The following is a 16,992-nucleotide window of genomic DNA, read 5'->3' as shown; positions in this document are numbered from 1 at the left end:
CGGCCGTCGCCTACAGGTGGTGGCGGAGCACGAGGTCGGCGGGGTAGGGGTCGAGGTAGGTCTGCTGGGCGAGGTAGTCGACACCCTCGCCTTCGGCGTGGTGGAGGAGGAGGGCGATGGGGATGCTCAGAGGCGCCCGTCCCCGCCGGTAGGTCTCGATGGCGTTCAGGATGTCGTGCCGGCGGGTGTCGTTCAGGTGCTCGCTCAACATCCCGAGGATGTGCTGGAGCGCGTTGACGTGGCGGCCGCGTTTGGGGCGGACGGCCAACGCCTCGTTGAAGTGGCGGCCGTAGTCGGTCTCCAGGTCGTCGCGGGAGGCGGTGCCCGCTTGGGCGACGATCCGGCCGAGCACACGGTAGGCGGACGGGTCGTGCGCCAGGAGTTGCAGTTTGTGGCGGCTGTGGAAGGCGACGAGGTCCCGGGGACGCCAGTCGGTGGAGAAGAAGACGCGGAGCCGGGCGTGCGCGAAGACGCGTTCGACGAAGTGCTCGCGGAGGACGGAGTCGTGGAGCCGGCCGTCCTCCTCGGCGGGCAGGTCCGGGAGGGCGCGGGTGACGAGCTCGGCGAACGCGCCGCGGCCGCGGCGGTCCACCGGCTGACCGTCGGTGCGCTCGCCGGGCCGTCCGGATGCGTAGCGCGGCAGGCCCGTCAGCCCGCAGCTGGGCGAGCGTGACTTGAGCACGTATCCGTCGAGGCCGGTGAGATCGGGAATGCGGTTCTCGGCCAGTGCCGCCATCGCCTGGGTGTGGTCCGCCGCGCCGTCCTTGGTGACGATGCGTCCGCCGGTGTGCAGGCGCAGCGTGGGACGGGGTGCGCCCAGCCCGATCTCCATCTCGGGACAGACGGGCACCCAGTCGACGTGGGGTGCGAGCACGTCGGTGAGGAACCGGTCGCGGCTGTGGCCGCCGTTGTAGCGGACGGGGGCGCCCAGCAGGCAGCTGGACACCGCGAGCCGGGGGCGCGGGTGCGCGGCGGTCACAGCAGGTCCCTCATCCGGTGCAGGCCGCGGGCGGTGCGCGCCTTGACGGTGCCGAGCGGGACGGCCAGCAGGTCGGCGATCTCCCGCTGGGTCAGCTGCCCGTAGTGGGCCAGCATGATGGCCTGCCGCTGCGGAGCCGGGAGTCCGTCCAACGCCTTGCGGACGTCGCACGCGGTGTCCACGGCGGGGGTGGCGTCGGGCACCCCGACGGCGTCGTCCAGCGGCACCGCCCTGCGGGAGTGGCGCGACTCGGCGCGCAACTGGTCGATGGCGCGCTTGCGGGCGATGGCCAGCACCCAGGGTTCCAGGGCGCGTGCGGGGTCGAAGCGTCGCCGCGACCGCCAGACCTCCAGGAAGACGAGCTGGACGACGTCGTCCACGGCGTGACCGGGCACCACCCGGAGGACATGGCGGCGGACCAGGGGTCCGAGAACGGCGTAGCACTCCTCAAGGGCCGTCTCGTCACCCTGGCCGAGTCGCTGTCCGAGCGTCATGGCCCCCACCTGCCCGGCAAAACCGCTTCAAAACTTGTTCATAGTCGATCCGGCCAGCGAAGGCAATCCCGACACCCTAAAGATGGCGGAATCTTTCCGCAGGTCAGGGACGGGTGAACGCTGAGCTGATCGCGGCGACCGCCTCGGACAGGTCGGTCACGAGCCGCGTAGTGGAGGGAAGCCGGCGCCGGTTCCACCCCGGCCCGCCGACCAGGAGACGCACCGCCGGTCGAGAGCCCGGGAGTCCGGACAGCCAACCGGGGTCGCCGGTCCGCGCGGTCTGCGACCAGACGAGGACGGCGTTCGGTCCGGTCCGCCGGATCGCGGCGGCCAGGGCGGGCGCCGGTACCCGCGCGCCGAGCAGGGCGACCGCGACACCGGCCTGGGCGAGCGCGGCGGCCAGCGCGTGCACCGGCAGGCTGTGCTGCTCCTCCGGCGCGCAGGCCAGCAGCACGGGACGGGCGTTCAACGGCTCGGCGGGCGGCGCCACCTCCGCCAGGCAGGCGAGCAGCACCGTCGACAGCAGGTGCTCGACCTCCACGCATTCGCCGGACGCCGCGTTCTTGCGGCCGATCCCCCTCAGCACCGGGACGATCAGGCGGTCCCACGCCCCCACGACCCCTTCGCGCGCGATCGCCGCCCGGACCGCCAGGGTCATCGCCGGTGCGTCCATGGCCATCGCGGCCCGGGCGAGACCCCGCACCTCGGCCGGATCGGATCCGGCGGGCAGGTCTCCCAGCGGGACCCGGTTGCCGCCGGCGCCGTGCCCGCGGCTGGACGGCGGCTCGCCGCGCGGCTCGTCCAACGCGGCCCGGGCCGCTTCCGCCGGAGGGGCGCCCGCGATGATCGACCGCTGCATCGCCTCCAGTCGCGCGAGGTCGGTGGGCGTGTACCGGCGGTGGCCGCCGGGGCTGCGCCCGCTGGGGCCGATGCCGTACCGGCGGTCCCAGGTGCGCAGGGTGGCGGCCGCCACGCCCAGGTGCCGCGCCACCGCGCCCACACCCAGTCCGGGCTCCCGATCCATCGTCCCGCTCCCGCGTTCCGGTCTCCGCGCCGCCGTTCTGACCGCACAGCGTACGATCTCCCAGAACTTCGCCGGAACCGCTCCCCGCGGTTGCGCTTCCGGCCCGACCATCGCATCGGCTCCGAGCGGCGTCGCGGCTGCGGCCCGGTAATCGGCGGGCATGCGCGGGGGCAAGGCTCCGGCATCGCGTGCTTGCCCGCATCGGCGCCGGGTACAGGGCGGCCGATCGAAACGAAGCGCTGATCGACGCACCGCACCGGGCGCCGTGAGCGGCCACGACGGCAGTGGCCGGCGGGCCGTTCGCCGCGCGGATGCAACCGGCCGGCCGCCGGGTTCCGAAGGACTCTGCACAACCTATTCGGACGGCGATGGAGGAACAGTGCGTTTCCGACTTCGTATGGCATGGGACGCCGGCCCGTGCGGGCGGCGCTGATGGCGGCGCGGCATCCGGTCGTGGTGGTCGGGGCCGGGCTGGGCGGGCTGTCGGCGGCCCTCCACCTGGCGGCGCGGGGACGCGAGGTGGTCGTGGTCGAGGCTCGGGACGAGCCGGGCGGATGCTGCGGCACGGCGCAGGCCGGTCCCTACCGGTTCGACACCGGCCCCTCGGTGCTGACGATGCCGGACGTGCTCGCCGAGACGTTCGGCGCGGCGGGCGAGGACCTGGAGGACGTCCTGCCGCTGCGGCGTCTGGACCCGTTCTACCGGCTGGCCTTCCATGACGGATCGCGCCTGGACGTCGTGGCCGGCGCGCAGCGGATGGCGGGCAACGTCCGGGACCTGTGCGGCCCGGCGGAGGCCGCGCGGTATCTGCGGTTCCGGCGGGAACTGGGGAAGATGTTCGACGCGGAATGGTCGTCGTTCATCGACGCGGACATGACCCGGCTCCGCGGAATGGCCCGCCCCTACGCGCTGCTCAAGCTGGCGGCGGCGGGCGGGTTCCGGCGCCTCGACCGCTACGTGGCCGCCCACCTGACCGACGAGCGGCTCGTCCGGGCGCACACCTTCCAGTCGCTGTACGTCGGGCTGCCTCCGCACAAGGCGCTCGCCATCTACGCCGTCATCGCGCACATGGACACCGTCGGCGGCGTGTACTTCCCCTCCAGCGGCGGCATGCGCGCCATCCCGCAGGCGATGGCGACCGTGGCCGAGAAGGCCGGCGCGTCGTTCAGGTACGGCGTGCGCGCCGAGCGGGTGGAGACCGGCGCGTCCGGAGTGACGGCGGTGCGGCTGGCCGGGGGCGAGCGGCTGCCGGCGAGCCAGGTCGTCGTCGCCTGCGACCTGCCGCGGGCGCACGCCGGACTGCTCCCGGAGGCGGCCCGCGACTGGCGGCTGCGCAGACCGCGGTACTCCCCGTCCTGCCTGGTCATGCACTTCGGGATCGACCGGCGGCCGCCGGACCGGGCGCACCACACCCTGCATTTCGGCCGCCGGTGGGCCGGCACGTTCGACGCGCTGGCGGCCGGGCGCCCGCAGCCCGATCCGAGCCTGCTGGTCACCTGCCCGTCCCCCGACGGCACCTCCGCGCCCGCGGGTCACGCGACGCTGAGCGTCCTGGAACCGGCCCCCAACATGGCGAGCGGGGCCGACTGGGACCGGCTCGGCCCTCGGCTGGTGGAACGCCTGCTGGGCCGGCTGGCCGACCTCGGCTACGGGGACCTGTCGTCGGCCCCGCGCACGACCTTCGACCCGCCGGCGTGGGCCCGCCTCGGCCATTCGGCGGGCACGCCGTTCGCGCTGGACCACCGCTTCCGGCAGACGGCGTGGTTGCGGCCGTCGGGCCGCAGCCGCCGCGTCCCCGGCCTGCATTTCGCCGGGATGCACACCGCGCCCGGGGTGGGCGTGCCCCCCGTTCTGATCTCCGGAAGGTTGGCCGCCGCCCGCGTCATGGAGGGCGGCCGATGACGCTGACCACGAGCTACGAGCACTGCCGGCGCCTCAACGCCCGGCACGGCCGCTCGTTCTATCTGGCCACGCTGCTGCTCCCGGGGTGGAAACGCCGGCATGTGCACGCGCTGTACGGCTTCGCCCGCCATGTCGACGACATCGTCGACGAGCACGGGGCCGCCGACCCGGCCGTGCGGGCCGCCGCGCTCGACCAGGTCACCGCACGGCTGCACGCCGCCACGGCGGGCGAGCCGGTGAACGACCCGGTGCTGCCCGCGTTCGTGCACACCGTGCGTTCCTTCGGGGTGGAACGCGCCGACATCGACGCGTTCCTGGCCTCGATGCGCAGCGACCTGACCGTCACCCGGTACGCCACATACGAGGACCTCCTCGCCTACATGGAGGGGTCGGCCGCCGCGATCGGACTGATGATGCTGCCCGTCCTGGAGACCGTGCCAGGCGCCGAGCAGACCGCGCGGGAGCCCGCCCGCGAACTGGGACGCGCCTTCCAGCTCACCAACTTCATCCGGGACGTCGCCGAGGACCTGGAACGAGGCCGCGTCTACCTGCCTCAAGAGGATCTGGTCGAGTTCGGCGTGACCGAATCCGAGCTCGCGAGGGGCGCCTGCACCCGCGCCGTGCGCGAGCTCGTGGCCTTCGAGGCCGACCGGGCCCGCGGCCATTACCGCCGAGCCCTGGACGGCGTGAAGCTGCTGGCGCCGTCCTCCCGCCCCTGCATCCGCGCCGCGTATGAGCTGTACGGCGGCATCTTGGGCCAGATCGCCGCGGCCGGACACGACGTGCTGGCCGCACGGGCCCGGGTGCCCCGGCGGCGGCGCGCCGCGATCTACGCGCGGCACCTGCTCGCGGCGTCCGCCGCGGTCCGGGCCGAGCGGCGCTCCCCCGCCGGGACCGCCTGACATGGCCGGGCGACGGGCACGGGTCGTGCTGGACGCGATGGGCGGCGACCACGGGCCGGACGCAACGGTGCCGGGAGCGCTGGCGGCGTACCGCGAGCACGGCGTACCGGTGGTCCTGGTGGGGCGGGCCGCCGAGATCCGGCGGAGCCTGCGACGGTTCGGCGCCGCCGACGAGGTGGAGGTACGGCACGCCGACGAGGTCGTCCCCATGGCCGAGCGGGGCGGGCACACCGCCTCCCGGCGGAGATCGAGCCTGATGGTGGGCTGCGAGCTGGCCAGGCGCGAGGGGCTCGCGTTCGTGTCCGCCGGGTCCAGCGGAGCGGTGGTGGCCGCCGCGGTCCGCACGTTGGGGCGGCGCGAGGGGGTCCGGCGTCCGGCGCTGGCCGTGGCGATCCCGACCACGTCCGGTTCCACCGTCCTGGTCGACGCGGGCGGCACCGCCGATCCCACGGCGGAGATGCTCGCGCAGTTCGCGACGCTGGGCGCCGCCTACGCGCGCGACGTCCTCGGCGTGCGCGACCCGGCGGTCGGCCTGCTGTCCATCGGTTCCGAGCCCGGCAAGGGGAACCGCCTCGTCCGGGACGCCGCCAGGCTGCTACCGGACATGCCGATCCGTTTCCACGGCAACGTGGAGGGACACGACGTTCTCGCGGGGACCGTCGATGTGGTCGTGACCGACGGGTTCACCGGGAACGTCGTGCTGAAGAACATCGAGGGCTGTGTCCGCACCGTCCGCGCGCTGGCGCTCCGCACCGGGACGAGCGACCCCGGCGTGCTGGAGAAGGTCGCGCGCCTCTACGCGGCCGAGACCCACGGGGGCGCCGCGCTGCTGGGGTTGACCGGGACGGTCGTCGTCGCGCACGGTGCGTCGGACGCGGCCGCCATCGCGCGCGCGTGCGTGGTGGCGTGCGACCTAGCCGCCGGGGAGGCACCGACCCCGGTGGACGGCCGTCGCGCCACGGGGTCGACCACGTGAACGGGTCATGCCCGGACGGGACGCAGCGGATCGCGGCCGTCCCAGGCGCCCTCGCTCCCGAACGGGACGAAACGCGCGAAGAGCTCCTCGCTGTACCAGTCCTCGCGACGGACGCGCCCGATGACGTCGCGGTGCGCGGACGACCGGTAGGCGAAGCGGCCCACGGCCGGCGCACCGTCCCACAGCGAGAAGGTCGCCTGCCGGGCGAGCGGCCACTCGCCCGCACCGACCGAGGCGAGGCAGCCGTCCTGGCGGAGCAGCAGGCGGTCGACCTCGGGAACCGAGCGGTAGAACCCCACCAGCCGCCGAGGGCGGATCGACGCCCTGGTCAGCACGGCCACCGGCCCGGGCGGGGCCGCGCGCGAGGTGCCCGTCGCCGCGGCGAGGGGATCGGCCCCGCCCCAGCCGCCGCGGGAGCACAGGGGTGCGAGGCGGACGTGCCAGGCCTCCTCGGATTCGTCCCGCCAGCGCGCGGCCACCGGCGAGCGCTCCAGGAAGCGCTCCAGCGCGGGCTCCCCGTCCCACACCGCGAACAGCGCCCAGCGGCGCAGGTCGGCGCCCGGGCTCATGGACCGGCCCCGCCCCGTGCCGAGGAGCCGCCAGAACCGCAGCCCGCCGGTGCCGCGCAGCACCGGACGATCGAACGCCATGTGCCGCATGGCGTCCAGTCCCGCGTATCTGATGAGGTGAAACGAGGCGATGATCCCCGTGCTCGTGGCGGTCATCGGCGGCTACCTGCTCGGCTCGGTGCCGGTCGCGGTGCTCGTCGGACGCGCCCACGGCTTCGATCCGCGCGACGTCGGCGACCGCAACCCCGGCTTCTGGAACGTGAGGGAACGGCTCGGCTGGAAGGCCGCCGTCCCCGTCTTCGCCGGCGACATGCTCAAGGGGACGGCGGCCGGGCTGGCCGGGCTGCTGGTGAGCGGGGCCGAGACGGGCGCTCTCGGCGTGCCGGACGGCGCGAGCGCCGTGCCGGTGTACGCGGCGGTGGCGGCGGCGATGGCCGGGCACTCCTGGCCGGTGTTCGCCGGGTGGCGGGGCGGGCGCTCCGTCCTCGCGTTCGCCGGCGGGTTCGCCGTGGTCTGCCCTCCGGCGTTCGCGCTCGGTGTCGCTCTGCTCACCGGGGGCGCGCTGGCCTTCCGGTCGTTCGCGTGGGGCGTCCGCCTGGCGGTGTTCTCCCTGCCGGTGCTGCAACTGCTGTTCGCGCCGGTCGAGCAGGTCGCGGGCACCGGGGCGCTGATGTGCCTCATCGGACTGCGGTTCGGTCAGGCCGCGCTGGCCGGCCGCCGGGCCTGACCGCCGCGCGGCCGTAGCGGCGACCGCGCCAGGTCCGCGGCGGCGCCAGCACCGACCACGTCAGCCGGACGGCCGCGGCCGCGTCCAGCAGCGGAGACGCCGCCAGGCCCGGCCCCGGGCGCGCGTAGCTTCCGCGCAGCGCGGCCACGAGAAGGAACCGCTGCGCCAGCAGCCCGAGGTCGAGCGCGGTGGCGCGACCCGCCGCCAACCGCAGGACGGGCAGCCCCAAGGTCAGCCAGACCACGCCCAGGTCGCCCGCCAGGCGGGGCACCGAGGTCACGTCCCGCAGCCCGATCGACCGGCCCCACTCACGCCAGACACCGGCGGCCGACTCGTGCATGTCCACCTCCAGCAGTGCTCCCGCGTCCCGGAACGCGACCCGCCAGCCGTCGCGCGCGAGCAACCGCCCGAGCGCCACGTCGTCGGTCAGATGGCGGCGGACCCGCGCGAACCCGTCGGCCTCCACCATCCGCTCCTTCCGGAAGGCCAGGCACTGGCCGTTGACGAGCAGCCGGTCCGGGTGCCGCGCCGTCGGCCCGACGGGGCCGAACCGGTAGACGAGCGTGGCCAGCAGCGAGGCGTGCAACGCCTGCTCGAGCGCGCCGCCGCAGATGAACCGTGGCCCCGCGCTCACCAGGTCGTGGGCGTCCAGCAGCGCCGCCAACTCCGAGCACAGCCCCGGCTTCGGACGCGTGTCCGCGTCCAGCAGGACCACGATCGGCCCGGCCGCCGCGCGCACGCCTTGGTGCAGCGCCCACTGCTTGCCGACCCACCCGTCCGGCGGCGGCGCGCCGGTGACGACGACGGCGCCCAGCCCCTTCGCCGACCGCGCCGTGCCGTCGCGGGACTCGTCGTCCACGACGATGACCTCGCTGACCGCCGGGTCGGCGAGCAGCGGCGCCACGCAGTCCCCGAGGCGGGACTCCTCGTCACGCGCCGGGATCACCACCGACACCGGCTCCCGCGGCGGTCTGGAGGTCCCGGGCGCCAGCGGCGCCGGACGGTCGCGCCCCCGGGCGAGCCTCGCCGCCACGATCCCGGCGGCCGCCGCCTGCGCCATGGTCAGCGGGCCCATCACGGCGTCGCCTCACCCGAGCGGGCGGGACGGCGGGCGCGGCCGAAGTCCTCCTCGACGAGGGAGGCGACGATCCGCCCGCCCATCGCGACCAGCGGGAGCCCGCCGCCGGGATGCGCCGACCCGCCCACCAGGTACAACCCGTGCCGCGGCCCCCGGTTCCCGGGCCTGCGGAACGGCGCGAGGCGGCCCCCGTAGGCGCTGCCGTAGACCGCCCCGCCCCACGCTCCGTACCGGTCGCGCAGGTCCGCCGGCGTGAACAGGTCCACGAACCGCAGGCGTCCCGACAGGTCGTGCCCGCGCCGCGCCAGGAGCTCCAGCACCAGGTCCCGGTAGGACTCGACCGGCATCGGCCACCGGCCCGGGTCCCCCGCCGGGACGTTGACCAGCATCGCCCAGTTCTCGGCCCCGGCGGGCGCCTGCGCCGGGTCGTCCACCGCCGAGCAGCCGACGTAGACGGTGGGGTCCCGCGCGGGCCTGCGGTGCCGGAAGATGTCGTCGAACTCCCGCCGGTAGTCGGCCGAGAAGACGACGGAATGGTGCGGCAGCCCCGGCGTCCGGCCCTCCACACCGGCGAGCAGCAGCAGCGCCGACGACGACAGGCCGAGCCCGGCGATCCGGCGCAGCCTCCGCCGGTCCGGCAGCAGCCGGCCGTAGAGCGCCGCCGCGTCGGCGTTGACCACCACGGCGTCCGCGGTCACCCGCTCGCCCGAGGCGAGCCGTACGCCGGACACGGCGGCCCGGTCGGCGACCACCTCGGTCACCTCGGCGCCGAGGTGGACCTCGGCGCCCGCCGCCGCCAGCAGCCCGCCGAGGTCCCCGGCGATCCGCGGCAGCCCGCCCGGCACGTACCAGCCGCCCTCCCCGTGCTCGATCGCCGGGACGCAGCCCAGCGCGGCCGGCGCCCGGTACGGGCTCGACCCCGCGTACGTCGCGTACCGGTCCACGTACTGGCGCAGCCGCGGGTCGCCGAAGAAGCGCCGCGCCAGCCCGTCCAGCGTCCGGCCCGGCGCGACGGCGCGCAGGTCACCGAGCCGGGCCTGCTGAGGCGGGCGGCCCAGCGGCCCGGCGAAGAACGTCCGCCGCGACGCGGCGAGGCACTCCCGCGCCCAGCCGTAGAAGGCCCGCCACGCGCGCCCCTGCCCCGCGGCCAGCGACTCGACCTGCTCCTCCATCCGCACCGGATCGCGCAACGCGCGCAGGCGCGATCCGTCAGCGAAGTGGTAGCGGCACAACTCCTCCGGCTCGACCATCGCGCACCCGACCCCCAGGTCTCTGAAGAGCCCGGGCATCGTGAGCAGCGACGGTCCGAGCGAGAACACGAACCCCTCCCGCTCGTGCTCCGCGAGCTTCCCGCCGAGCCGGTCGAGCCGCTCGAACAACCGGACCTCGTGCCCGTTCCGCGCGAGCAGCAGTGCGGTGACCATCCCGCCGACACCGCCGCCGACCACGATCACCTCCGCCATGCCCGCCTCCACCAGGTCCGCCTCCACGCGAGGACGGCGAACGTCCCCATCGACACGCCCCCGGTCGCCGCCACGACCGCGTCCCGCGGCTCGAACACCGCCGCGAACGCCAGCGTCTCCATCGCCGCCATCACGGCGTACAGCGCGACGAGCCCGCGGGACACGCCCGCGGCCCCCGGCCCGACGACCACATCGATCACCACCATGACCAGGAAGGAGACCAGCAGCCACCCGGCGAAGTTGCTGAGCGGCACGCCCCGGTAGGCGCCGCCGTCCGCCCACGTCCACAACCCCAGCCGCAGCATCTGCGGGTCGAGGAACAGGTCCCACGCCGTCAGGGCCGCGGCCCCGAGGGACCATCGCCGCCAGCGGTGGTTCGGCGCCAGGGCCGCCGCGACCGCGTGCGCCGCCAGACCCATACCGCCCCAGGCCGCCGCCACGACGACCGGCACACCCCCGACCTGCGGCTTCAGCACCGACGTGTAGGAGTACTCCCCGAACGGCAGGCCTGTGCGCACGCCGATCCACTCGGCCGTGTACCCCGCGAGCGCCACCGCGAGGAAGGCGCCGCCCGCCCGGCGAAGACCGCACCGGTCCGCCAGGAACGCCACCGCGCTCGCCGCCAGCAACACCACGACCACGCTGGTCAGCCGGACCGGCTCCGCCCGCACTCCGGACGCGACCTGCGCGGCCACCATCGCGCCCAGGAACCCGACCCCGACCGGCCAGAGGGCCGTCGGCGCCGCCTCGTCCCGGCTTCTCCGCACGTATCCCACACACCATCCTTCGGAGCCCGACGGCTCCGCGGACGCACCCGTCCGACATTCCACGACGAAACGCCGCTTTCCGGCTTCCCAGGAAGGCGTCACGGCAAGCGTCCGGCACCGTTCGGAGTCGGCGCGGCGCTGTCAGGGCGCCGCGTCCGGGTCGCGCCGCCGCGCCTGTCGCAGCACCTCGTCGAGGTCGCCGAGGCGCTCAAGCTGCTTGACGGCGCGGGCGGTGCGGTGGTTGTGCGCCAGCCGTTCACGGTGCCGGTGGACGAACTCCCAGTAGCCGGCGGTGTAGGGGCAGGCCCGCTCACCGGTACGTTCGGCGGGGCGGTACGCGCAGGGGCCGCACAGGTCGCTCATGGTGTTGATGTAGGCGCCGCCGGAGGCGTACGGCTTGGTGGTGACGCGGCCGCCGTCGGCGAACTGGGACATGCCGATCACGTTGGTGAGCATCACCCAGTCGTAGCCGTCGACGAAGCAGCGGTGGAACCAGTCGGTCACCGCCGCCGGATCCCAGCCGCGTTGCAGGGCGTGGTTGCCCAGGATCATCAGCCGGGGGATGTGGTGGACCCAGCCCCGGTCGCGGACCTGCGCCAGCGTGGCCGACAGGCAGCGCGCCCGGACGGCGTCGGCGTCCAGCTCCGCGAACCACTCCGGCACCGGCGCGCGGTGCCCCAGGGCGTTGGACTCGCGGTAGCCGGGGCCGAGGTACCAGTAGAGGTTCCACATGTACTCGCGCCACCCGGCGACCTGCCGGACATAGCCCTCGACGGAGTTGAGCGGCGCCTCGCCCGCGCGGTAGGCGGCCTCGGCGGCCTCGACGCACTCGGCCGGGTCCAGCAGCCCGAGGTTGAGCGAGGAGGAGAGCATGCTGTGGCTCATCGCCCAGTCCCCGGCCAGTACCGCGTCCTCCCACCGGCCGAAGGTGGGCAGGCGCCTGGTCACGAACGTGCGCAGCGCTCGCCGGGCCTCGGCGCGGGTGGCGGGGAACCCGCGCGGCCCGTCCCGGCCGACGAACGCCACCTCCCCGCTCCGCTCCCACCGGTCCAGATCGGCCCTGACCTGCTCGTCGATGGCGTCTTCCCGGGGCCGATAGGGGGCCGGCACCGGCAGTGCGTCCGTGTTCTTGGGCGGAGGCTCACGGTTCTCGGCGTCCAGATTCCACCTGCCGCCCGCGGGCTGGTCGCCGTCCATCAGCAGGTCGTGCTCCCGGCGCACCCGCCGGTAGAAGTCCTCCATCCGCAACCGCTCGCCGCGGACCGACCCCGCCCACCGGGCGAAGGCCTCCGGCTGGACGAGGAAACCGCGCGGTGGCAGCACCTCGATCTGCCGCAGGCCCTGAACGAAGCGGAGGGCGGCGTGCGAGGTGGGATGGTGGACGGTCGCGTGCGCGTCGCCCACCGCCTGCACCAGGCCGTCGCGGTAGGTGTCCGCCTGGACGTAGCGCACCCGGTCGCCGAGTTCGGCCGCGCGGTGCCGCATCGCGGACAGCATCAGGTGCGCCTTGGCGCGGTGAAAGCGGCGCCGCCGGAAGACCCCCCGCGACTCGATCATGACGATGTCACTGTTCGGCCGAAGGAAGTGCGGACCCAGCTGGTCCCCCAACAACCAGTGGAACGCGGCCTGCGAACGGTCGTGAGCCCCCATGCGATTCCCCCGAATACCTGGACCCCCGGCCCAGTCTGGAGCATGACCCGCGCCGCGAGAAGGCGGCGCGCCAACCAGCGGGGCCGACATCATCTCGCGGGCGCAGGGCGGCCACGGGTCGCGGGGCGGCGGGTGGTGCGAGGGCATGCGAATGACCCTCATTCCCCTCTCGTATGGGGACTGACGGCCGTTCCTCGCCTGTGTTCACTTGGGTTCGTCGTATCGGAGCCGAACACTGGAGGAGACAGCCGTGCACGATGACCGCGTTGCGGGGCCCGGGGGACGGACCGTGGTGGTGATCGGCGGGACCAGCGGGATCGGCGCCGCGATCGCCGGCCGTTTCTCCGCCGACGGGGACGACGTCGTCGCAGCCGGACTCGACGCCGGGAGCGCCGCGCGCGAACTGCCCGAAAAGGTGAGGAGAGTGGAGCTCGACGTCCGGCGGGAGGACGAGCTTCGCCGATTCCTGGGCGCTTTCGGGGAACTGCACGTCCTCATCAACGCGGTCGGAATCATCGCGCGCGGACGGGAGTTCGAGCCCGAGGTGTTCGCCGACGTCGTCGGGGTCAACCTCACCGGCACCATGCAGAGCTGCCTCGCCGCCCGCGAGGCGCTGGCCGGCTCGGACGGCTGCATCGTCAACATCGCGTCCATGCTGAGCTTCTTCGGCGGTGGCCGGGTCCCGGCCTACAGCGCCAGCAAGGGCGGTGTGCTGCAACTGACCAAGTCCCTCGCCGTGGCCTGGGCGGACGAGGGGATCCGGGTGAACGCCGTCGCGCCGGGCTGGATCCGCACCGGAATGACCCAGGAGTTGCACGAGAGCGCCGAGACCAGCCGCCGCATCCTCGACCGCACGCCGATGGGGCGCTGGGGGATGCCCGCGGACATCGCCGGCGCCGTGTCGTTCCTCGCCGGCCCCGACGCCGCGTTCATCACCGGCGCCGTGCTAGCGGTCGACGGCGGATATCTGGCCGCGTGAGTGGGCTTTCCATTTCCTGAATTCCGAGAAAGGACCGATGTCATGGCCGCCATTCCGATGTCCTCCGCCGTGCCGCCGGAGATCGCCGTGGCCGCGGTGCCCGACGACGACCGGGTCTGGGTGCCGCAGGCGCCGAACGTGTGGTTCCGCCCGCTGATGTTCAACACCGTGACCGGGCAGTGGTGCAACCTGCTCAAGGTGACCGCCGCCGGCATCGTCTCCCGGCACCGGCATCCGGGGGTCGTCTTCGGTTACGTCGTCAAGGGCAAGTGGCAGTACCACGAGCACGAGTGGGTCGCCGAGGCCGGGCACTTCGTCTACGAGCCCCCCGGCGAGATCCACACGCTGGAGGTGCCCCCGGACTGCGCCGAGATGATCACCTTCTTCAACATCACGGGCGCCATGGCCTACGTCGACGAGCACGGTGAGCAGATCGGCTACGAGGACACGTTCACGAAGATAGACATGTGCCGGGCCCACTACGCGCGGAACGGCCTCGGCGCCGACTACGCCGACCAGTTCGTCCGTTGACGGCACCCCAGGGGTCTCAACAACCGATCTGCACCATTTAACTATCCGTGCGCCGCATGTAAGGTTCTCGACGATCTCGGTTTGGGAGGACGTGCCATGGACCTCAACAGCGCGCATCACTACCGCATCGACTGGATCGCGAGCTTCGTGGCGGTGGCCCGCCACGGCAGCTTCTCCGCCGCCGCCCGGACTCTCTACCGCTCCCAACCACGTGTCAGCAGCCATGTCGCCGCCCTGGAGCAGCTGGTCGGCCGGCGTCTTGTGGACCGTTCCGTTCAGCCGTCCATCCTCACCCCCGAAGGCCGCGGCCTGCTGCCGCACGCCGAGGAGATCATCCGCCGGCTCGGCCTGCTCGCCGAGACGGCGGCGGGGAGCGTGTGCGGAACGGTGCGCCTGGGCTGCTACCCCAGCGTCGCGGCGTTCCTGTACCCCCGGGCGGTACGGGCGCTGCGGGAGGCCCATCCGCAGGTACGCCTGGTGCTGCACGAGGGCACCAGCCTCGACATCGGCGAGCGGCTCGCGGACGGTGGCGTCGACCTCGCCGCGCGTCCGCTGCACCCGCTGGTCAACTCCGACCGGGTGACCAGCGAAGTGCTGTGGCGCGAACCGCTCGTCGCCGTGTTCCGCGCCGACCACCCGCTGGCCCGCGAGCCGGAGGTGACGCTGGCGCAGGCCGCCAGGCTGCCGGTGATCAGCATCGGGGAGATCGACGACGGCCACGGCCGGCAGTACGAGACCAACCTCGCGTTCGCCAACCACGGGCTGCACCCGGTGATCAGCGAACGCACCAACCAGCCGCAGACGCTGATCTCCCTGGTCCGCCACGGCCTGGGCGTCGGCATCACGAACGCGCTCGCCATGACCACCGCCAACACCGACGGCGTCTGCCTGGTCCCGCTCGCCGGCGTGGGCTTCGACCGCGTCGTCGCGCTCTGGTGGCGGCAGGGCGAGAGCGAGTCGCCCGCCGTGAAGGCGGTACGGGACTGCCTGAGCCGGCTCGCCCCGCCCGTGTGGCCGTGGCCGGACGCCCCCGAGCGCCGGACGGGCACCGCCGGCGGCCCGGCGTCCACGACCAAGGGCCCGGCGGGCATCGCCGGCGGCCGACCGGGCGCCGCCCCGCCCTCCCTGCCGACCGCCGTATAGCGGTCGGCATCCATTTGTCGAATACCCGCATTCGAGCTCCAGTCTTAACCGCTCCGACAATCCGCTTCTACAGTTTCCTGTAGCCGCTTCACCGGGCCAGTAATGCCCGGCGAATTCCGTCTCCGGAATGCGGCGCCCTACCGGGAACGCTTTTGCAGAGAACGGAGCCCACCATGACCACGACGCTTTCCGCCGATATCATCACCGCATTCCGGGGCATCGCGACCGCCTCGGTGGCCGACGCGGTGGAGCTGGGCGGGCGCCGCGGCTACCTGTCCGGCAGCGTCCGGCAGATGCTCCCGGGCGCGGGCCGGCTCGTCGGCCCGGCGGCGACGGTGCTGGAGGTGCCCTCGCCCGAGCCGGCCCCGCCGGAGCACGCGTTGCGGGCCATCGACGAGTCGGAGCCGGGCAGCGTCGTCTGCATCGCCGCGGGTGGTGCGGACGTCGCCGTGTGGGGCGGCCTGATGGCGGCGGGGGCCGTGGCCAACCGGGTCGCCGGCGCGGTGCTCGACGCGGGCGTCCGCGACGTCGAGGAGATCCGCCGCGACTACCCGGACTTTCCCATCTACGCCCGGGGCAGCGTGCCCGCGACCACGGTGGGCCGCTACCGCACGGTGTCGCTGAACGAGCCGGTGGAGATGGGCGGCGTGGCGGTGCGTCCCGGCGACCTCATCGTCGCCGACGCCGACGGGGTGGTGTGCGTGCCCTCGGAGAGCGTCGCCTCGGTGCTCGAAGCGGCGCTGGAGATCGAGCGGCGGGAGCGGGAGCAGACCGCGCTGATCCTCGAGTCGGGTTCGCTGCGCGGCGGCATCGAGAAGCACGGCCGGATCTGAGCGGTGGACATCCTCGCGGTGGGCGAGCCGCTCCTGGAGTTCAACGCCCGGATCGACGGCGCCCGGCCGATCCGGGAAGACGACGCGTTCACCGCCGGCTACGGCGGCGACACCTCCAACTTCGCCGTGGCCGCGGCCCGGTCGGGCGCCCGGGCCGGCTACGTCACCCGGATCGGCGACGACGACTTCGGCACGGCGCTCCTGCACATGTGGGAGCGGGAGGGGGTCGGCACCGACCACGTCGTGCGCGAGGCCGGTGGGCGGACCGGCATCTACTTCGTCTCCCGGACGGAGGCGGAGAGCCGCTTCGTCTACTACCGCGCGCACTCCCCCGCCAGCCGTCTCGCGCCGGAGGACATCCCGGTCGACGCCGTCAGCCGGGCGCGGCTCGTCCACGTCACCGGGATCACCCAGGCGATCAGCCCGTCGGCCTGCGACGCGGGGTTCCACGCCATGGAGCTGGCGCGGCGGGCCGGCGCGCTGGTCAGCTACGACCCGAACCTGCGGCCCGCCCTCTGGCCGGCCGAGCGCGCCCGCGCGGTGATCATGCGGGCCGTCGAGCTGTGCGATATCGCGCTGCCGAACCTCACCGAGGGCCGGGCGCTCACCGGGGCGGACGACCCGCGGGAGGTGCTGGACGCCTTCGTCCGGCGCGGGCCGGCGATCGTGGTGCTGAAGATGGGCGCGCGGGGCGCGCTGCTGGCCCACGAGGGCACGGTCACCCGCGTCGACCCGCACCCCGTCCGGCAGGTCGATCCCACCGGGGCGGGCGACACCTTCGACGGCGCGTTCGCGGCCCGGCTGCTGGACGGCGCGTCGGCGCCCGAGGCCGCCCGCTACGCGGCGGTGGCGGCGGCGCTCACCACGACCGGCCCCGGCGCGGTCACCCCCATCCCCCACCGCGACGCCGTCGACGCCGTGCTCGCCGGGGACCCCCGACTCGTCCGACCTTCCAGACCGATCAGGAGATGAGTC

17 protein-coding genes are annotated in these 16,992 nt (G+C 74.2%); 9 read left to right on the top strand and 8 right to left on the bottom strand.

The window, feature by feature from the left end; translation table 11 throughout:
* Positions 1 to 10 precede the first annotated feature (10 nt).
* The 3 genes from K2F47_RS09795 to K2F47_RS09785 all read right to left on the bottom strand — a co-directional run bounded on the left by K2F47_RS09795 (position 11) and on the right by K2F47_RS09785 (position 2,497).
* Entirely contained in the window at positions 11 to 979 is a 969-nt protein-coding gene (locus tag K2F47_RS09795; protein WP_242902449.1) for a YbgA family protein, read from the bottom strand.
* Positions 976 to 1,473, bottom strand: coding sequence for an RNA polymerase sigma factor (locus K2F47_RS09790; protein ID WP_242902448.1), 498 nt, complete (start codon positions 1,471 to 1,473; stop codon positions 976 to 978). The genes K2F47_RS09795 and K2F47_RS09790 overlap by 4 nt, the downstream gene beginning before the upstream one ends.
* 103 nt (positions 1,474 to 1,576) lie before the next feature.
* Positions 1,577 to 2,497, bottom strand: a complete 921-nt coding sequence (locus K2F47_RS09785) for a MerR family transcriptional regulator (RefSeq protein WP_242902447.1) — start codon at positions 2,495 to 2,497, stop codon at positions 1,577 to 1,579.
* A gap of 402 nt (positions 2,498 to 2,899) precedes the next feature.
* Between K2F47_RS09785 and crtI the strand changes: the two genes are divergently transcribed.
* Genes crtI through K2F47_RS09770 form a run of 3 tightly spaced genes read left to right on the top strand, consistent with a single transcriptional unit; the run spans position 2,900 to position 6,277 of the window.
* Positions 2,900 to 4,399 carry a phytoene desaturase family protein gene (crtI, locus tag K2F47_RS09780; protein WP_242902446.1) on the top strand — a complete coding sequence of 500 codons (1,500 nt, stop codon included), beginning with the start codon at positions 2,900 to 2,902 and terminating at the stop codon, positions 4,397 to 4,399.
* Complete coding sequence (locus K2F47_RS09775; RefSeq protein WP_242902445.1) at positions 4,396 to 5,301, top strand: phytoene/squalene synthase family protein; 906 nt, start codon at positions 4,396 to 4,398, stop codon at positions 5,299 to 5,301. The genes crtI and K2F47_RS09775 overlap by 4 nt, the downstream gene beginning before the upstream one ends.
* A 1-nt stretch (position 5,302) precedes the next feature.
* Positions 5,303 to 6,277, top strand: a complete 975-nt coding sequence (locus K2F47_RS09770) for a phosphate acyltransferase (protein ID WP_242902444.1) — start codon at positions 5,303 to 5,305, stop codon at positions 6,275 to 6,277.
* Between the two features lie 5 nt (positions 6,278 to 6,282).
* Here the strand turns inward: K2F47_RS09770 and K2F47_RS09765 are convergent, their stop codons facing one another.
* Positions 6,283 to 7,002: a spheroidene monooxygenase gene (locus K2F47_RS09765; protein WP_242902443.1), complete on the bottom strand. Its 720-nt coding sequence runs from the start codon at positions 7,000 to 7,002 to the stop codon at positions 6,283 to 6,285.
* On the opposite strand from K2F47_RS09765, the gene K2F47_RS09760 reads away from it, so the two are divergent.
* Positions 6,977 to 7,573, top strand: a complete 597-nt coding sequence (locus K2F47_RS09760; protein ID WP_242902442.1) for a glycerol-3-phosphate acyltransferase — start codon at positions 6,977 to 6,979, stop codon at positions 7,571 to 7,573. The two genes, K2F47_RS09765 and K2F47_RS09760, sit on opposite strands and share 26 nt — an antisense overlap.
* Here K2F47_RS09760 and K2F47_RS09755 read toward each other — a convergent pair.
* The 4 genes from K2F47_RS09755 to K2F47_RS09740 all read right to left on the bottom strand — a co-directional run bounded on the left by K2F47_RS09755 (position 7,524) and on the right by K2F47_RS09740 (position 12,531).
* Positions 7,524 to 8,648 (bottom strand): glycosyltransferase family 2 protein, encoded by a 1,125-nt coding sequence (locus tag K2F47_RS09755; protein WP_242902441.1) that lies wholly within the window; start codon positions 8,646 to 8,648, stop codon positions 7,524 to 7,526. The two genes, K2F47_RS09760 and K2F47_RS09755, sit on opposite strands and share 50 nt — an antisense overlap.
* Positions 8,648 to 10,114 (bottom strand): phytoene desaturase family protein, encoded by a 1,467-nt coding sequence (locus tag K2F47_RS09750; protein ID WP_242902440.1) that lies wholly within the window; start codon positions 10,112 to 10,114, stop codon positions 8,648 to 8,650. The genes K2F47_RS09755 and K2F47_RS09750 overlap by 1 nt, the downstream gene beginning before the upstream one ends.
* Positions 10,102 to 10,890: a carotenoid biosynthesis protein gene (locus K2F47_RS09745; RefSeq protein ID WP_242902439.1), complete on the bottom strand. Its 789-nt coding sequence runs from the start codon at positions 10,888 to 10,890 to the stop codon at positions 10,102 to 10,104. The genes K2F47_RS09750 and K2F47_RS09745 overlap by 13 nt, the downstream gene beginning before the upstream one ends.
* Positions 10,891 to 11,022: 132 nt before the next feature.
* Positions 11,023 to 12,531, bottom strand: coding sequence for a cryptochrome/photolyase family protein (locus K2F47_RS09740; RefSeq protein WP_272496464.1), 1,509 nt, complete (start codon positions 12,529 to 12,531; stop codon positions 11,023 to 11,025).
* A gap of 250 nt (positions 12,532 to 12,781) precedes the next feature.
* Between K2F47_RS09740 and K2F47_RS09735 the strand changes: the two genes are divergently transcribed.
* The 5 genes from K2F47_RS09735 to K2F47_RS09715 all read left to right on the top strand — a co-directional run bounded on the left by K2F47_RS09735 (position 12,782) and on the right by K2F47_RS09715 (position 16,989).
* On the top strand, positions 12,782 to 13,510 hold the full coding sequence (locus K2F47_RS09735; protein ID WP_242902437.1) for an SDR family NAD(P)-dependent oxidoreductase: 729 nt from the start codon (positions 12,782 to 12,784) through the stop codon (positions 13,508 to 13,510).
* 42 nt (positions 13,511 to 13,552) lie between these two features.
* Positions 13,553 to 14,041 carry a 2,4'-dihydroxyacetophenone dioxygenase family protein gene (locus K2F47_RS09730; protein ID WP_242902436.1) on the top strand — a complete coding sequence of 163 codons (489 nt, stop codon included), beginning with the start codon at positions 13,553 to 13,555 and terminating at the stop codon, positions 14,039 to 14,041.
* 96 nt (positions 14,042 to 14,137) lie between these two features.
* Positions 14,138 to 15,184 (top strand): LysR family transcriptional regulator, encoded by a 1,047-nt coding sequence (locus tag K2F47_RS09725; protein ID WP_242902435.1) that lies wholly within the window; start codon positions 14,138 to 14,140, stop codon positions 15,182 to 15,184.
* Positions 15,185 to 15,357: 173 nt separating this feature from the next.
* Positions 15,358 to 16,017, top strand: coding sequence for an RraA family protein (locus K2F47_RS09720; RefSeq protein ID WP_242902434.1), 660 nt, complete (start codon positions 15,358 to 15,360; stop codon positions 16,015 to 16,017).
* 3 nt (positions 16,018 to 16,020) lie between these two features.
* Positions 16,021 to 16,989, top strand: a complete 969-nt coding sequence (locus K2F47_RS09715) for a sugar kinase (RefSeq protein WP_242902433.1) — start codon at positions 16,021 to 16,023, stop codon at positions 16,987 to 16,989.
* Positions 16,990 to 16,992 lie beyond the last annotated feature (3 nt).

The sequence above is a fragment of the Actinomadura terrae genome, assembly GCF_022751215.1.
GTDB classification, from domain to species: Bacteria; Actinomycetota; Actinomycetes; order Streptosporangiales; family Streptosporangiaceae; genus Spirillospora; species Spirillospora terrae.
Note: the sequence above shows the minus strand (reverse complement) of the source record. Positions and strands in the feature narration are given on the sequence as shown.

Coding starts and splice junctions, on each gene's coding strand:
- crtI (WP_242902446.1), top strand. CDS start 2,900: ATGGGACGCCGGCCCGTGCGGGCGGCGCTGATGGCGGCGCGGCATCCG.
- K2F47_RS09770 (WP_242902444.1), top strand. CDS start 5,303: ATGGCCGGGCGACGGGCACGGGTCGTGCTGGACGCGATGGGCGGCGAC.
- K2F47_RS09785 (WP_242902447.1), bottom strand. CDS start 2,497: ATGGATCGGGAGCCCGGACTGGGTGTGGGCGCGGTGGCGCGGCACCTG.
- K2F47_RS09725 (WP_242902435.1), top strand. CDS start 14,138: ATGGACCTCAACAGCGCGCATCACTACCGCATCGACTGGATCGCGAGC.
- K2F47_RS09775 (WP_242902445.1), top strand. CDS start 4,396: ATGACGCTGACCACGAGCTACGAGCACTGCCGGCGCCTCAACGCCCGG.
- K2F47_RS09765 (WP_242902443.1), bottom strand. CDS start 7,002: ATGACCGCCACGAGCACGGGGATCATCGCCTCGTTTCACCTCATCAGA.
- K2F47_RS09720 (WP_242902434.1), top strand. CDS start 15,358: ATGACCACGACGCTTTCCGCCGATATCATCACCGCATTCCGGGGCATC.
- K2F47_RS09730 (WP_242902436.1), top strand. CDS start 13,553: ATGGCCGCCATTCCGATGTCCTCCGCCGTGCCGCCGGAGATCGCCGTG.
- K2F47_RS09750 (WP_242902440.1), bottom strand. CDS start 10,114: ATGGCGGAGGTGATCGTGGTCGGCGGCGGTGTCGGCGGGATGGTCACC.
- K2F47_RS09740 (WP_272496464.1), bottom strand. CDS start 12,531: ATGGGGGCTCACGACCGTTCGCAGGCCGCGTTCCACTGGTTGTTGGGG.
- K2F47_RS09790 (WP_242902448.1), bottom strand. CDS start 1,473: ATGACGCTCGGACAGCGACTCGGCCAGGGTGACGAGACGGCCCTTGAG.
- K2F47_RS09760 (WP_242902442.1), top strand. CDS start 6,977: ATGATCCCCGTGCTCGTGGCGGTCATCGGCGGCTACCTGCTCGGCTCG.
- K2F47_RS09755 (WP_242902441.1), bottom strand. CDS start 8,648: ATGGGCCCGCTGACCATGGCGCAGGCGGCGGCCGCCGGGATCGTGGCG.